The organism is Proteiniphilum sp. X52 (assembly GCF_003712195.1).
Lineage (GTDB): Bacteria > Bacteroidota > Bacteroidia > Bacteroidales > Dysgonomonadaceae > Proteiniphilum.
In genome coordinates this window covers 17,549-34,946 of the sequence record NZ_RDSD01000015.1, presented here as the reverse complement: position 1 = coordinate 34,946, position 17,398 = coordinate 17,549, and the positions used below count along the sequence as shown (strand labels likewise).

At 45.5% G+C, this 17,398-nt stretch carries 10 protein-coding genes; 2 read left to right on the top strand and 8 right to left on the bottom strand.

Annotated features, from left to right (window positions below):
- Positions 1–2: 2 nt before the first annotated feature.
- The 6 genes from D7D25_RS12105 to D7D25_RS12080 form a co-directional block, all read right to left on the bottom strand.
- Positions 3–2,372: an ABC transporter permease gene (locus D7D25_RS12105; protein ID WP_158602610.1), complete on the bottom strand. Its 2,370-nt coding sequence runs from the start codon at positions 2,370–2,372 to the stop codon at positions 3–5.
- A gap of 457 nt (positions 2,373–2,829) precedes the next feature.
- Positions 2,830–5,634: a pitrilysin family protein gene (locus D7D25_RS12100; protein ID WP_122969215.1), complete on the bottom strand. Its 2,805-nt coding sequence runs from the start codon at positions 5,632–5,634 to the stop codon at positions 2,830–2,832.
- A gap of 108 nt (positions 5,635–5,742) precedes the next feature.
- On the bottom strand, positions 5,743–6,609 hold the full coding sequence (locus D7D25_RS12095) for a nucleoside phosphorylase (RefSeq protein WP_122969214.1): 867 nt from the start codon (positions 6,607–6,609) through the stop codon (positions 5,743–5,745).
- Positions 6,610–6,630: 21 nt separating this feature from the next.
- Complete coding sequence (gene floA / locus D7D25_RS12090) at positions 6,631–7,617, bottom strand: flotillin-like protein FloA (RefSeq protein ID WP_122969213.1); 987 nt, start codon at positions 7,615–7,617, stop codon at positions 6,631–6,633.
- 46 nt (positions 7,618–7,663) lie between these two features.
- Positions 7,664–8,152 carry a hypothetical protein gene (locus D7D25_RS12085; protein WP_122969212.1) on the bottom strand — a complete coding sequence of 163 codons (489 nt, stop codon included), beginning with the start codon at positions 8,150–8,152 and terminating at the stop codon, positions 7,664–7,666.
- A gap of 6 nt (positions 8,153–8,158) precedes the next feature.
- A complete protein-coding gene (locus D7D25_RS12080; RefSeq protein WP_148038924.1) occupies positions 8,159–9,583 on the bottom strand; it encodes a tetratricopeptide repeat protein in 1,425 nt (474 codons plus the stop codon).
- Between the two features lie 218 nt (positions 9,584–9,801).
- Between D7D25_RS12080 and guaA the strand changes: the two genes are divergently transcribed.
- Complete coding sequence (gene guaA, locus D7D25_RS12075) at positions 9,802–11,322, top strand: glutamine-hydrolyzing GMP synthase (RefSeq protein WP_122969210.1); 1,521 nt, start codon at positions 9,802–9,804, stop codon at positions 11,320–11,322.
- A 6-nt stretch (positions 11,323–11,328) separates the two neighbouring features.
- Here the strand turns inward: guaA and D7D25_RS12070 are convergent, their stop codons facing one another.
- The gene (locus tag D7D25_RS12070) at positions 11,329–13,392 is read right to left on the bottom strand and encodes an HD family phosphohydrolase (protein WP_122969261.1); all 2,064 of its coding nucleotides are present in this window, start codon (positions 13,390–13,392) and stop codon (positions 11,329–11,331) included.
- 297 nt (positions 13,393–13,689) lie between these two features.
- Between D7D25_RS12070 and D7D25_RS12065 the strand changes: the two genes are divergently transcribed.
- Positions 13,690–14,670 carry a hypothetical protein gene (locus D7D25_RS12065; protein WP_122969209.1) on the top strand — a complete coding sequence of 327 codons (981 nt, stop codon included), beginning with the start codon at positions 13,690–13,692 and terminating at the stop codon, positions 14,668–14,670.
- A 6-nt stretch (positions 14,671–14,676) separates the two neighbouring features.
- Here D7D25_RS12065 and D7D25_RS12060 read toward each other — a convergent pair whose 3' ends face one another.
- Positions 14,677–16,845, bottom strand: coding sequence for a hypothetical protein (locus D7D25_RS12060; protein ID WP_148038923.1), 2,169 nt, complete (start codon positions 16,843–16,845; stop codon positions 14,677–14,679).
- Between the last annotated feature and the right edge of the window lie 553 nt (positions 16,846–17,398).

Genomic DNA, 17,398 nt, shown 5'->3' with positions numbered 1-17,398 from the left:
ATTTATGACTTTGCAATTGCTTCCGCCGGGTTTACAGTCGCTGCACGCCAACATTGTAACGAGACAGAAGCGTAGGAAATTATTAGAACGATAAATCCCGCCAACACAAATAACCACCAATCAAGCGATGTTCGGTAAGCGAATCGCTCTAACCAACGATGCATTATGTACCATGCTACAGGAATTGTAATTACGAACGCCAAAGCCATATAGCGAATAAAATCCATGTTAAGCATTCGGATGATATCACTAACACTAGCTCCATGTACTTTTCTTAAGGCTATCTCTTTTTTTCGCCGGCGGATGATGAAAGCCATGAAAACAATCAATCCCAAATCAGTGATACAAAAGCACAACAGCGAGAAAAAATACACCAATTGTTGAGCGCTCATTTCATTATGATACATCTTATTAAACACATCATTCATAAAAACATAATTGGCAGAATAATTAGAATTAACATCATTCCAAATCTTCTCAAAAACTGTTCGGGCATACATAAAACGATCTTGATCAAATCGCACCATGATACAATATTGAAACAAGCGACGTTGCATCATCATCAACGGAATTGTTTCCTGGTACAATCCGGTATAATTGAAATCGTCCGTGACACCTACAATAACACCCCGTTGAAAATAATCAATTGTACCATGTTCGATTTGTAGTATTTCGCCAATGGCTTCATCTGGAGAGTTGAATCCTAATACTGCCAAAGCTTTACGGTTAATAACATACTCTTCAATATGTTCCGTTTTTTGTTTACCGTGAATATGATCAGAAAATATAATCTCTTCTGTTTGATAATCGTATTTTGCGGGCGCAAATTCCCGACCCTCAATCAATTTTATATTGAAGAATGGAAGAAAATCCTCTCCAACAACCATGATGGGCAATTGTTGCCAATCCATATTGTTCTCCCTTCTTACTTGTATTACATCGCGTATTGCATCTCCGGGTAATTGGAAAGCTGTCGTCACTGCTTCAATTTCGACATGTTTAAGCAACTCCGTTTTTAGTAGATCAAAGTTTACCCTAACTTGCTCTGGTTGATCAGACGTAACCAAGATGGTTCGTTCGTTTCCACCCACCTGTATATCTTTCACCAAATTCATCTGCTTGTTAATGCCAAACGCCAGAATTACCACTATCATCACCACTGCATATTGTATCGTTAACATCCATTTGACATTTATATGCGAAAATCCAATAGGTTTCACATCTATGGTGGTATTGAGAAATGATGTATATGAAATACTTTTAATCACCGGAAGGAGTGACACAACAATGATCGATAATAAGAAAATCCCGCATAATATAACTGTCCCAATGATAGTGATATGCCCTGGAATAAACCCAGACAAGAGAACGCAACACGCTGACACAAGCCCTATTATAATAGATAAAATGCCACAAAGCGATGCCGATAATACCTCATCTTTGAATACAACCAACGAACTCGCTCCATGCAAACGTAAAATTTGATAATAACGACGATTATAGGAAAACATCAAATTTGCATTTAACCATACATTAAACAGTACTACGATTAATAATAGCACATTAGCTCCAATAATCAAATAAATATAATGAATGTTTCCATTTATGCTCATTTCTCTAAGGTTATGACTATGAAGATGAATATCAGTCAATGGCATCAAAAAAGTATGAAGTTTTAAGGAATGAAATAACTCTTTTTCTTCAACGAGCGTGGTTATTTTTTGTGCTAAAGATTGAACATCAGTTTGATCCTTCAATAACAAATAGGTAAAAGTATACGCTTCTCTGTTGTCTGGGAGATATAACAAAAAATCAGTACGGAAATGTGAAGTTTCAGGGATATCCTTAAATATACCTGAGATTAAGAAGTTTTGCCCTTCAATAAAAAATTCCGATAATTGAATCTCATCAAAACTGATTTCACCAAACAATTGACGAGCAAAACTTTCGCTAACCAACACCTGTCCCTTACGTTGTAACACCTCATTTTTGACTCCTTGTATCAACGGGATATCAAATACTTCCAAGAATTCACGATTTACCATGTAAAGATCATTGACTATATGATGATTTCCCTGATAAGTCAACACTGCTGTATTGATTTTGAACATCTTTACAATTCGATCTATCTCAGGTATTTGCTGCAATACGTTATCAATGGTATTGCCATAAATACGCCCGTCAATAGGATCATCGTTGAATTGCAATGACAAGCGAACTATTCGATCGGAATTAGTGTGATGACGGTCATAACTCAATTCCCGATTGATGAAACCTAACGAAAGAAGAATGCAAGCGAACATGATGGACAATCCTACAAGATTCACAATGCGTAAGGAGAGATTTTTTTTGAATTGTCTTAAAACATTCATAGACATTTTTATTATTTTTACTATTGAGTCCGACACATAAAAAACACATCATATCAAAATTGACTTTACACTAATTTTAAGCTAATTGTTGAAGTTCTTCGTTAAAACACATCCGCCTTGTGCTACGATAGGGGTATAACCGGATTTTGAATCCTCTGTTTAATAATGTAATCCTCATGATTTTTAGGCTCTTTATTCATTATACATCGCAAATATAAATAAAAAAAACAGCCCGATACTCCATCGATCAATCATCAATGAATCATTGCAACGACAAGGCTGGCGATGTTTGATGGACTATCATGGTTAAATGGTTCGAGTGCAATATTAAGGAATGGCCACCTGCCGAACGGCACGTACGGTGATGGGAGAGGTCGGTAAACGTGAAAGTAGGAGATAAACGCCTGCGATTAGCGTTTACCTCCTACTCGATTATGATAATCCTATGGATATAGGATCATTCCGTTATTTTCGGCATCATCACTATTGTTTTCAGGTTGCCCTGATCGAGCAGAGCTTTGGCGAAACCGCGAAGATCATCTTTTGTGATGGCATTTACAGTTTCAATATATTGAGTGTGATTGTCTTCGCCGTAAAAATATTTGTTGTCGAGGATGTTCAGCCAGTAACTGTTCTCTTTGAGTTTTTCGTGATAACTCTTGTTCATGTACTCTTTTACCTTGGAAAAATCGCTGTCACGCGGGCCTTCTGCCGCGAATTCCTTTAGTAGGTCCAAAACCATTTGATTGAGATGTTCCATTCTCTCGGGATCAGTGTCGAACCTGATCTGTAAGATGGTTTGCCCCTCCGGATAACGGGAGATGGAACCTCCGGCGTATACGCCGTAAGTACCCCCTTCCTCCTCACGCACTTTCTCGGTGTAAATGATATCGAGGATCTGGTCGAACATGCCCATCAGTATCCGGTTCTTCATCTCCCGGGTTGTTTTTCCCGTTATGGTGTTGAACACCGAAGCTTTGGGGTTCTGCATCTCCCGTTGGAAAATATTCTCGAAGCTTCCTTCCCGGAAGTTCATGGGTATTTTCGCAAATTCGCCTTTCCCTGCCTTTCCCGGTAATGAAGCCAGATACTGTTCTACTACGGGACGAACCTTTTCCTCATCGATGTTACCCACGAAGGTGAACACAAAACTGCCGGGATTGGAGAACCGTTCGGCATACATCTCCATGATACGGTTGTAATCGACCTTTTTCAGATCATCGGCCTTTATTCTCTTTGTCAATGGATTATCGCCATACAAAGCAGTCGACACAGAGTCACTGAAGGCCACCATCGGTTCGGCCTCCTGGTTTTTCAACTGGGTCTCCATGCGTTGGATGAATGATTGGAAAGCGTCGTTATCCTGCCGTGGAGCAGTGAAATAGAGGTAAACCAGTTGCAGCATGGTTTCGAAATCCCTGATGGAAGAAGAACCGTTGAAATCCTGTGTGGTGAGGCTGATACCCGGATGTGCGGAAGCGGTCTTTCCGGCCAGCACCTTGGGTAGGTCGGTCGCGCTGAAATTACCCACTCCTCCCAGTGTGGCCACATTGCTCATCAGCCTGCTGTTAACCGGATACTGTGCTCCATAGTGGGAGTATCCGCCGGCACTTGTACCGGTCATTACGATCTGGTCGTCTTTGAAGTCGGTATTTTTCAGGATCACCCTCATCCCGTTTTCCAGTGTCCACACCGTGGCGTCCATCGCCTCATCCTTTTCCGCTTTTACGATCTTGCCCGGAGCGGGAGGCGTGGCCACCAACGGCTCATCAATCACCTCTCCGGCATAAGGCTCGATAGTTTCAGCCTGTGCCGATGCCAGTACGTTGAGCAACGCGTCTTCGGCAGGATATGCCAATCCTTCTTTTTCAGGGCCGGTAACGGCAATGACGATGTTTTCATCACCCATCAGCTGTTGAATAGTCTGGTTGACCGCCTCTACCGGGATGTTGGGCACCACCGCCTGCAGAAATTGGTATTCGAACTCAATGCCCGGAATAGGTTCTCCGTCGGTAAACGCTCGTACATATTCCTGTGAATAGGAAGCGTTCCTCTGCTTATCCCGGTTGTTATACGCATCTTCATATCCTTTGAGGATGTTGGTGCGTGCCACCTCATATTCCGACGCGGTGAATCCGTGCCGTTTCACCCTTTCCGTCTCACGTACCATAGCTGCCAGCGCATTCTCTATCTTGTCTTCGGCGCTTCCTGCCACTACGGTCCAGGCGTCTTTTGTTTTGGCCACGAAGTAATCGTTATTGTATGCGAATGCGGAAGTGAAAGGGGCGTCGGGTTTCTGTATGATTTCGGCAAACCGCTGGTTCATCATGGCGGCAGCGGCATTGAAGATATATTCCGTGATATAGCCCATCTGGGTATTCCTGAACTCGTCGGGCATCGTATCGTGCTTGTAAAAAAGCATTATCTGTGTATTACGGGCTTCCTTGTCGGTGGCAATGGCCACGATGGGATCCTTGTTATCAGGAACAGGATAGTATTCCCGTTCAGCCCTTTCCTCAGCGAGTTGGATGGGCGAGAACAGTTCCTTTATCTTTTGTTCCATCTCATCCACATCAATATCACCCACAATGATGATTCCCTGCAGGTCGGGACGATACCATTTATGGTAGTAAGCCCTGATCTCTTCCGGTTTGAAATTATTGATCACATCGATGCTTCCGATAGGCATGCGTTTGGCATATTTGCTGTCGGGATACATTTTAGGGAGCAATTGATCCCATAACCGTTGTTGCGCGCCACCGCGGGTACGCCACTCCTCCCGGATCACACCCCGTTCGTTTTCGAGCTCTTCCTCTTCAAGGGCAATGGCGTTGGACCAGTCATGAAGCACAAGCAGGGCCGAGTCTACCAGGTTCTTGTTGGTTGTCGGGATATTGGATATATGATAAACCGTTTCATCGAAAGAGGTATAGGCGTTGATGTTAGTGCCGAACTTAATTCCATTGTCCTGCAGATAGTTCAGCATGCTTTTCCCGGGGAAATGGGTCGTCCCGTTAAATGCCATGTGCTCCAGGAAGTGAGCCAGACCGGCCTGATTGTCTTCCTCCTGCATGGATCCCACTTTCTGTGCGATGTAAAAATCGGCCCTGTTTTCGGGAAGGTTGTTTTGCCGGATATAGTAGGTGAGTCCGTTTTCAAGTTTTCCAGTCCTCACCTTCGGATCCACAGGCAGAGGAGGATTTTGCTGTGCATGGGCGGCCGAACCGGTTACAAGCAGCAACAGAATGATTAACTTCTTCATGTGAATTTAATTATAAATTACCAATTACTAATTACCAATTACTAATTGATAGGAGTATGTTGAATCTTGAATTTGAAATCTTAAGTCTTGAATCTTGAATCTAAAATCTTAAATCCTGTCCAGTACTATTTGCAAAAGATCTTCTATGGAGCCTTTATAGTCGGCATTCGACTTCAGGGCCACACGGTTGGCAATTATGGCGCAGACAGTCATTGCCTTGTGTCCCATCAACTTCCCTAATCCCGCGATAGCGGAACTTTCCATCTCGTAATTGGTGATGGAATGCTCCCCGAAGCGGAACGATTCGATTTTAGCATTCAGGTTGGGATCGGCCAGCGGCAGTCGCACATGCCTTCCCTGGGGGCCGTAAAAACCGATGGCGGAGATGGTAACCCCGCGGATCATGTCAAAACCGATACGGTCGACAAGCTCCTCGTCGGCACTCACCACATACGGAGAGCAGTGGTAGGGTGACCAGCCCACCTCCCTTTGGAAAGCCTCTTCGAAATCCTTTTCGCGGATCGATTCCGAACCCCCATAATAATGGATAAGTCCGTCGAAACCGATTGATTTCTCCGATACCACGTAAGAACCCACGGGGCAATGCGGCTGCATTCCCCCTGATGTGCCTACCCGCACCATTGTTAGCTGTTTGAGTTCCTCTTTGACCAATCGCGTATTGAAGTCGATATTGGCCAGCGCATCCAACTCAGTGAGCACGATATCTATGTTGTCGGTGCCGATGCCGTGCGAGAGCGCGGTAATCCGTTTGCCTTTATAGATCCCGGTGACGGTATGGAATTCCCGGCTGCGCACATCGCATTCAATGCTGTCAAAAAATGAGGCTGTCATCGTTACACGATCGGGATCTCCCATCATTACGATCCTGTCCGAAAGTTGCTCCGGTCGGATATGGAGATGAAAGGCGCTCCCGTCGGAGTTGATGATCAATTCCGATTCAGGTATGATTCTCATAATATGTATTGTTTGTGATAATTATTTTTTATTTCCGCCACCCTGCGGTTTGGCAATAGAGTCCCTCATATCCGTATCAGCCTTGATATTTTCCATCCGGTAATAGTCCATGATACCGAGATTTCCGTTACGGAATGCTTCGGCCATGGCGATCGGGACTTCCGCTTCCGCTTCAATCACTTTGGCGCGGGCTTCCTGGGCTTTGGCCTTCATCTCCTGCTCCAAGGCGATAGCCATGGCCCGCCGCTCCTCGGCGCGTGCCTGCGCGATATTCTTGTCGGCCTGTGCCTGATCCATCTGCAACACAGCGCCGATATTTTTACCTATATCGATGTCGGCGATATCGATAGAGAGAATTTCAAATGCTGTTCCCGCATCCAATCCCTTTTTCAATACCAGCTTGGAGATTGAATCAGGGTTTTCGAGCACCGATTTGTGCGAGACTGCCGAGCCGATGGAGGAGACGATCCCTTCCCCCACACGGGCAAGGATAGTTTCTTCACCGGCACCACCCACTAACCGTTTAATATTGGCACGTACCGTCACCCGGGCTTTGGCGATCAACTGGATACCGTCCATGGCCACGGCGGAGACGGGAGGCGTATCGATCACTTTTGGGTTCACAGACATCCTGACGGCTTCCAGCACATCGCGTCCGGCCAGGTCAATGGCTGTGGCCATCTGAAAAGTAAGGTCGATGTTTGCTTTGGATGCCGATACCAATGCATGCACTACCTTCTCCACGTGTCCCCCGGCAAGATAGTGCGCTTCCAAGTTGTCGCGGGTAATCATCTTGAGTCCGGCCTTGTGCCCCTCAATCATCGCGTAAACGATGGTGTGGGGCGGTACGCGGCGCAGGCGCATCAGGAAGAGTTGCACGAGCGAGATGCGCACTCCTGCCGATAATGCATTTATCCACAGGAAAAAGGGAACGTAATGAAAGAATATCAATAAAAAGATGATGATTACGGCAATCGTAATAATCAGTGGGAATGATAAAACTGTCATAATAAATTTGTTTTGATGTTTTATATTAAATTATTTTTGTCTACTCTCAGGGTAAAACAGCCTCTTTTTTCTTTACCAGCACATTGTAGGTTTCCACCTTTATCACTTCTATTTCAATGTCTTCGTCAAGAAACTCCCCGTCGAATGATTTACCTTCCACTTCCACATCGTTGATCAATACCTGCCCGATGGGATTCAACCGGGAAAGCGTCACGCCACTGTCGCCCACGCCAATTTTCTGCAAATAGGAGGTATCCACTTTCCCTTCGATGTTTGTGTCTAAGGAGATCCTTCGTAATGACTTTGATTTGAGCAGCCAGAAAAAACTTCCGCCAAGCAGCACGGCTGTTCCCGCGAGTGTGATATTCCCTATGGCGCTACCCTGAAAGATATAGGCATATATTATCCCTCCTATCAGGAAAATAGCGCCGGCAATACCTGCGATACTGATCCCGGGGAGGAGGAAGATCTCAATGAGCATGAACACTATTCCCAGCAGGATCACGGCGAGGATGATGATCAGATCGAATGTCATATACGTTTACTTTTGATTAAACTGAGTGCGTATTTCTTCATTTCTTGCTTGCATTTTGAGTCTTTCAATTTCCCGGAAAATGGATTCACTTTCTTTTTCCAGGCTGAGGATCGATGCTGCGAGAGGGCCGTTTGTTGCTCCACCGGCATACTGGTCTCTTTTCTGTGAGAGTTCCTCATTGAGTGCCTGTAACCGTTTTTCATCAGCCAAGGCCCGGGAAAAGAGCGACCTGGCATGGTCATTCCTGAAATCCGACAGGGTATGGTAAGTGGTCCGGTCATTGATCACAAATGTGAAATCGCCTGCCGTTTCTTCCCTTGAGACTCTCTTTTGCTGTGCCAGTGAGCGAAGCGGTCCATAGTCCGCGCCTTCCTTCCATGTGTCGGCAATGGAAGAGATCCGCGCTCTCCGTGCCAGATAAGCGGCATCCTCACTTTCGACCAGTCGCACCTGCGGGTTCGGGATAAAGGTATAGATACATACCGAGTCGGCCGGTTGAAACCGGTCGGACGCAAACCACCCGATGCCTTTCTCTTCATCAATCGCGAGCATGTAATCGTTAAAAGGCGAATTGAAGGGCATATTCAACTGGTTGGGATTGAGGTAGGAGTCCGAGGCGAGATTGTAGCGGGTGACGAACAGGTCATATCCGCCGAAGGAAGATTCATCCGTAGAGGCAAAATAGAGCGTCATCCCGTCACTCAAAACGAATGGAAATGCCTGGCTGCCCTCTTTGTTGATGGTTCCCGGCAATCTCTTCTCATTTCCGAAGGTGTCGAGCAATTTGTCCATCGTATAGAGATCGGTGCCGGTTGCCGCATCACCTTCCGAATAGTATATCTTGTCGCGTCGCTCATTCATAAAGAGTGTTTCATCCGTCATCGACCGGCCGGAAAAGAATGCCTGTACAGGCATTATTGAACCTGATGAGGCGCTCAGGTTGTAAGCCGACAGAAAATCCGACTTCACAATCACCAGACTGTCGATGATCTGCAGGTCTTCCGTGCGGTTGACCGCTCTTTGCAGCCTTTCCGCATTTGCCCGTTTCCGATCCAGTATTTCCAACGCCTCGCTGTCTCTGCGTTTGGCCCGTTGGTATTTGTCGAACTCTTTCGCGGCATCTTCAAAACGATACAACTTCGCGTAAAGTTCTCCCAGGTAAATGTAGGCATCGGTAATTTTCCGTCCCGAGGCAAATTCGAGGTACTTTTGTGCTTCGAGTATTCTTCCGGTTTCATAGAGGCTTGCACCCAGCCATTGATTGATGGAGGCATTGTTGGGATTATTGAGATATTCTGTCTGAAAAACGGGTAACGCTTCGGCATAACGGCCTTCCAGATACCAGCTCTTGGCATCGTCAAGGGTTTGCGCTTTTGCGCAAAAGCAAAAAAACATCAATATACAGACAGAAAAAAAGTTGTTTCGTTTCATACAGCGTTACAAACTAATCTTCAAAGATAATAATTTGTTTCATTTTTGCTCCATATTCAGCGAGATAATTTATAATTCTTTGCTCTCACTCACGAACAACCATTCAATTCATTCGAGTTTTGCCATTTTTCCGGGGTCTTTTCGTATCTTTGCGTTCTTAAAACTTCTTTTTTTGAATCGACGCCGTTTGTAGGCGTCCCAACCCACGGTAATACGATATGCACGAAAAAATTATCATTCTCGATTTCGGTTCGCAAACCACGCAGCTGATAGGTCGCCGCGTGAGAGAATTGAACACCTACTGCGAGATAGTACCTTACAATAAATTCCCTTTCGGAGATGAATCGGTAAAGGGAGTGATCCTTTCCGGAAGTCCTTTCTCGGTGAACGACACCGAAGCTTTCAAGACCGATTTGAATGGGATTCGCGGCCGATACCCCGTATTGGGTATTTGCTACGGTGCGCAGTTAATGGCGCAATCGGCGGGAGGCGTTGTGGAGAAGAGCGATAGCCGGGAGTATGGGCGTGCCCGTTTGCGCGTCACTGATGAAAATGATCCTTTGCTGGGATCCATGAATCGGGAGAATCAGGTGTGGATGTCACACGGCGATACGATTGTTCACATGCCGGAGGGTTTCCGGGTGATTGCCTCGACCGATGACGTCGCTTTGGCCGCATACAAGGTGGATAATGAGAAAACCTGGGGAGTGCAGTTTCATCCCGAGGTGTTTCACACGGAACGCGGGACGGAGATCTTGGATAATTTTCTCGCTGTTTGCGGCGTGAAGAAGGACTGGACACCCGCCTCCTTCATTGAGACCACCGTGCAGGAATTAAAAGCGCGGTTGGGTGACGACAAAGTGATCCTTGCCCTTTCGGGAGGTGTGGATTCGTCGGTCACGGCAGTGTTGCTCAACAAAGCCATTGGCAGGAATCTTACTTGTATTTTTGTGGATCACGGCCTGTTGCGTAAGAATGAGTTCGAGACCGTGTTGGAGAATTACGAACATCTGGGACTGAACGTAATCGGAGTAGATGCGAAAGCCTATTTCTACAAAGAACTGGAGGGCGTGACTGACCCGGAGCGTAAACGCAAGATCATAGGGAAAGGATTTATCGATGTGTTTGATAGGGAAGCCCATAAACTGGAAGATATCAAATGGCTGGCACAGGGTACCATCTATCCCGACATCATCGAGTCGCTCTCCATTACCGGTGTTACCATTAAAAGCCACCATAACGTGGGGGGATTACCGGAGAAGATGCACCTGAAATTGTGTGAGCCATTGAAGCTTTTGTTCAAGGATGAAGTGCGCAAGATAGGGTTGGAGCTGGGCATGCAACCTCACCTGATCCATCGCCATCCGTTTCCCGGGCCGGGGTTGGGCATTCGTATCCTGGGAGACATTACCCCTGAAAAGGTGCGTATGGCGCAGGACGCCGACGATATATTCATATCAAATCTCCGCTCGGCCGGATTGTATGATAAGGTGTGGCAGGCGGGAGCTATTTTGTTGCCGGTGCGGTCGGTCGGTGTGATGGGGGATGAGCGCACCTATGAAAACACGGTCGCATTGCGGGCCGTGACATCGACAGATGCCATGACGGCCGATTGGGCACATCTGCCTTACGAATTTCTGGCGAAAGTGTCGAATGAAATCATCAACAAGGTGAAAGGGGTCAACCGCGTTGTGTACGATATTTCATCGAAGCCCCCCGCCACCATCGAATGGGAGTAACTCTGATTAGTTTTCCGGCCGTTTCAGTTCGGGATAGGCAATTCGTGAATGGTATATCGTGACCAGTTTTTCCACGAAAACATCTTTCGCCGTCTGTATGTCTTTGAAAGTGATGGGAGCCGATTTGAAATGACCCTCAGCCAGTTGTCCGTCTATAATTTTGTCGACCAGGTTCCGGAGTGACTCCTCCGTATATTCAGGCAGGCTGCGCGATGAGGCCTCCACCGCGTCGGCCATCATCATAATGGCAGTCTCTTTCGAGAAAGGGTTGGGTCCCGGATAACGGAAATCCGCCTCGTTGGCCTCTTTGCCGGGGTTGGCATTTTTCCAGGAGATATAAAAATACCTTGGCACGCTTGTGCCGTGGTGCGTCTCGATGAATTCCACTATTTGCCGGGGGAGGTTGTGTTTCTGGGCGATCTTCACCCCGTCTTTCACGTGGTTGATGATAATGCGGGCGCTCTCTTCGGGAGGGAGCCCCGCGTGCGGGTTCATCCCGGGGGTCTGGTTCTCGGTGAAAAAAGCAGGGTTCGTCATCTTCCCTATGTCGTGGTATAGCGCTCCGGTTCTCATCAGCGACGCGTTCGCCCCCAGTTTCGCGGCTGCGGCCATTGCCAGGTTGGACACCTGGAGTGAGTGCTGGAAGGTGCCCGGCGCCTTTTCCGAGAGTTCTTTCAGTAAGGGTTTGTTGATGTTGGAGAGTTCCACCAATGAGACGCCCGAAATAAAACCGAACGACTTCTCCACCACGTAAACCAGCGAGTAGGAGAACATGATGAAGATGAAGTTGATAAGGAAATAGACCAGTACCACCCAGTGGATCTCTTTCACATTTCCTTCCTGATACAATTCCAATCCGATATAAACCAAGATATAGGTGAGCAGGATAAAGAACGAGCTTTTGATCAGTTGCGAACGTTCCGTCAACTCTTTCAGCATGAAGATGGACACCATGGCTACCGAGATCTGGATGATGATGAATTCGAAAGGGAACGGCACCATAAGCGAACTCACAAGGATGGTGGTGAGGCTGGCGAATAATGCCGTGCGTGAGTCAATGAAGGTGCGGATAAGAATGGTGACGATGGCGTAAGGGATGATGTAGATGCTGAAAAGTTCAAGCCTTACCGTAATGGCCGTAAGCAGTATGAAGAAGACGATCTGCAGCACCATGAAAAGCACGTGTTTCCGGTTCCGGTATTCTGCCGGGCGGAAATAGAGGAGATAGGTGTAAAACGAGGCGAACATGAACAGGATGAGGAGGAACTGGCCCAGCAACACCCAGTTGTTCCGGGTGGTGCCCCCGTTTCGCTCCTCCGTTACCCGTTTCAGGGAGGAGAGTATGTTGTATGTCTGTGAGTCGACGATCTCGCCCTGGTCAATGATACGTTGCCCCCTTTGGACCAAGCCATGGCTTATGTCGACCTGCTGGATGAATTCGTTTTGGGCCTTTTCCGATGTGGCCGCGTCATACAACACGTTTTCCCGGATATATTCATTGATATTGGCGGTTTTGAGGATACCCGCGTCGATGCTTGATGGGGTATCATTGAGCACTTTCTCATAAGCGGAACGGATAGTAAAGAATTTTTCCACTTTTCTGGACTCGGCCACATTGCCTTTTTTTATCCGCAATGCCTGCGTGTGTGATTTGTATATCCGGTCATAATCTTCCGAACGCATAATGCCGTTATCATACACCTCATTTAATTTATTTCGAATATAAAGTTTATATTCGGGAGCCAATTCGGCGACCCTGGCTTTCAGGTTGGCATCCGCGTCGAATTCGGCGAGAGCGTTCTTCCGGATCTCCTCGTCAATCAGGAAATAAGGCTCATAAAATTCCAGGATACTGTCCTGCTCCGCCTTCAGTTGCGCGGCAGGTTTATACACGGGGAAATCGAACGGCGCGGTGAGCAGCCCGTATTGCCACGGCCTGCCCTCGTTGAAGTTATACTTGAAGCTTCCCTGACGCGGGAAAAAATAGGTGGTAAAAAGTACGGCGATAATAAAGACCAACGGGACGAATACTTTTGTCTTGATTCTTATTCTCTTTTTTTTCGTTTGCATAGTCTTTGTATCTATGGTGTTTCTATTTTCATAAAACATCCGATATCAATGGATTGTTCTTATTTTTAGATGGCATCTATGTTGTGAAAAAAACATAGCCATTTATCCGTCACGGCAAAGTTAAAGTAAATTTGGTTGTGGTGGGCTTTATTCTGCCATTTTTCGCAGCGGGATAGTTCAAGTGAAATCCGAAAAGGGCGACAACCTATATGGATTTGGATGTCTGATTTTTTTTGCATAGCTTTGTTACAATAAGTCGAAGATACGGGGAAAATATTCCTGAAATGGCGATGAATAATGCTTCGGACGATCACCAATGAAATAAAAAACAAATTAAAGATTCCCGGTAAGAGCAATAAGAAAGATTGGAAATCGGAGCGTCTCCATGAACTTGAAATGCACAGGCAACATTCGGATACCCTTCCGTTCAAGGTTGTGGATGTGAAGATATATGGATTTTTAGCCAAGGTAAAAGGATTATATGCGTATATTTCTTTCAATCATATGCCATGGAGGTATTTTGACAGGAGTGCGTGGCTCCATGTTGCCCCCAGCCTGATCGGGAAAAAGTTCTATTGTAAGATCCACCGCATCGTCAGGGAGCGGTTTTCCATTATCCTTGACGGCGACGTGCCACAATTCAAACAGGCGGAACTGGCCATAGGGGGGCTTTACAAGGGCTTGATCATCCATAAAAGGGAATATGGGCTGTTCATAGATATCGGTTACCATTTCAATTGGAGACACGGATCTATCGTGGGTTTGCTGCACAAAACCAAACTGGAGGGTTCGGTCTCTTTAGACGATATGGAGGGCGGCACTACCGTGCAGGTGATCTATCTGGGAGAGAGTGAGGACGGGCACATAGAGCTCTCCCAAAATGAGACTGATGTGGACTGGGCCCTGGGAATTCCGCAAAAAATGGTCGGGCAAACCACATGGGTGAAGGTGGCCAGGAATGAGGAGACTCAGAAACAGGAGTTCCTTGTCCTGGACAAGTATAAAGGCATGCTTCTCATCAACAAGGAAATGTATCCCTCCCATCGCAAAGCGGTCCGTCGGGCCAAAAATGCTTTATCGGACAGCGACTCCATTCCCTGTGTGGTGGTGGGGTGTGACGACAGAAAGTGCACCCTGGTGCTGAAATGGCTGGTGAATATGAATTTGCCGGAGAAGGTTCCTGTCCGGAGATATCCCATGGCGGAGATGCTCGACGAACGTTCCATAATAATTCTGGAGGATATCAAAGAAAAAATAGATGCTTCCCGGGATAAATGACACAATTTATGAAGAGGGGGACGAATATTCTATTTTCGCCATCTTTTCAATGTCCATGTATTTTCTTCTTTGTTCATCGCTTAAACCGTTCTTCCTGTTGAAATCGCTTGTTGCCCTGAGGTACCATTCGTGCAGTAATTTTTCCAGCCCCCGGCTATCCGGGGACGGCATGCGTTGATTAGTAAGAAGAAAGCCAATGAGGATATTGTACCGGTTGTTCCACTCATAGACCTTTTTTTCCGTGTCAAGACCCGCGTATTGATTTTTTATCCTCTCTACCTCAGTTTTTTGCCCTTGTGTCAGTTTGTCAAAATGAACGCATTGTAACCTCCACCACCGATACAACGACATCTCATTCTGGTCGGTTGAAACGGAAAAAGGGAAATGCCAGTGCTGTGAGATGAATTTTTCCAAGTCAGACAGCCTCTCGTCAAATGGGTTGTTGGAAATACCAAGCGTCGCCGGGTCGCCCGTCTTGTCCGGATAGGTCTTATCGCTTAAACCGAAACACCCGTTCTTATATTGCTTGAAACGTTTCTTTGAGTCTTTGATCATCGAGGTGCGGATGCTGTTGATATTTGTCTCGGGAAAATATTGCAAAACGTGATTTGTTATTTCCCTGACCGCACGCGGACGATCATGCCCGTTTAAAAATTCAATGATAGTTTCCCTGATGGTGCCCGACTTGATATGTTTCCATTCTTTTAGCATATACATGCTTTTTCGGCCTTTGTGGGTTATTAGATCATGTTGGTATAAAAGAGGCCGAAGTTGTTTGGAGGAGGTATACTTATGTCCCGGGAGTATCTTTTTGAATTCTGTGAATAGATCATCTATGTGCATGGGTGTCCCTTGCTGTTTCAATATTTCATATATCACATCGGAAGGATGTTTGGGAAGAACAGGAGGGGGTGGGGTGATGACTTTTCCCGAGACGGTCGCAAGGCCGAACTCATGCTCAAGGATTTCGGACGCGACCTTTATCACACCTTCCAGTATTTCCTCCTTATATTTTAGCCATCCCGGGGAGCGCAATATATAAGATTCGAAGTCTGAGAGAATTCTTGCCTGATTGATGGAAATTAAATATCTGACATCCGAGATGAATCTATTAAAATTGAAAGCGAAAGCCGGGTCAATTGGAATCAACACACTGTTTTTTCTCATTATATTCTTTCCCGGCGGGGAGTCTAAGCCGCCCAGTAGCATATGGGTGGTATCGGTAAGTAGGGAAAGCACCTGTAAGACAAACCCTCGGGTAAAGTGAATATTCTCTTGTTCTATGAGGGTGGAGATGCGATCATCGTCTTGCCATAAGACCTCTTCATCACCGATTAAGTTTTTATAAAAGGCCCATTCCTCCTTCCTGTTTGTCAAAAGGGGATTTTCTGCTGAAAAGAAATGCTTGAATGTTTTATTCTTGATTTGATAGATCCGTTGGGCAGACAGGTTGTATTTTTCTCGTAATTCCTTATACGTCAGGAATCGATATCCTTCAAATATCGGATATGTATTGAGGAGAATATCCATTTTCCTGCTGTGGTCCGACCTGAGCTCCTTTTCAAGTATCCAAAACATGGGGACGTGTCCCTGTCGCACATAGTAATCATATACAAAATCTTCCTCAAACCATTTGCCTTTTTCCAATATCAGCTTCTCCCTCGGAAAATCTTCCTCCGGTGAATGTGTGATGCGGAATAATACTTTTTTGAACGTCTCTTTAAAACCCACCAGCTCCGGGAACGCTTTCTTCCCTAAATTCCTGATTTTCATGAGGGCGTTGTTTTCTTCGATGAGATAATTATTTACAAAATCGTTAAAATCGACCATTCTTAACCATCTGGCGGTGCGGTCAGAACAAGATGAGACAAGTTTATCATATTCCTTTTCCAATATTTTTTTTTGTAAAGGAGACAAATAATCTAACAATTCAGTGGGTGAAATAAGTCTTTCATTGATGGAGCGGTAAAAATCATTCTCGAGCAAATCCTTCACTTCTGTTTCTCTGTCAATTTCCGGGGTTTCTTCTTTTGGTTCCTCGAGCCGCGAAAGCGTTTCTTTGCATAACATTTCCAACTCACCCGATGTCTTGCGGCCGGAATTTTTTAGCAGCAAAAAAGAGCGACCCATTTCGAAATAAGAAACTACATCGTAAAGAGTGATTAAACCTGCCATTGAACAACAATTGGCCGCCCGGGTGGATAACTGCCCGGTTTGACACATGTCGCGGATTAAGATGTTGTGTAGTGATTCTTTTAACATGATCTTCTTATAAAAATAAAACTCTATAGAGTATAGGGTTATACAAAATATATCGCAATTTCATGTAAATTGATATTCCTGTGAGAATTTGTAAATTTGCTTAAACCCAATTTTTTATATGCTTTTAATGGGTATTTCCAATTTCGTAAAAGTAGTTATTTACTCATTACATCCTCAAAGATAAATAAATAATACTGTAAATGGAAAATCTGAAAACAGAAAAATTCTTCAGATTCTTCATTTTAAATACAATTTTTTGTACTATCCTTGGTGAGTCGCCTTGATACCCACCTTTCTTCGCATGATAGCCCAGCACTACGGCAGGCACCACAGTGGGGAAACCCTCCGCCAACATTCACCATTACTTTTCTTACCTCGAACTCATGTTTAATTTGAATTTTCAGGCTCTATGTGTATGGGTAAATTGAAAAATCTTTGTCAGATGGATTCGATTACTTTATTTACC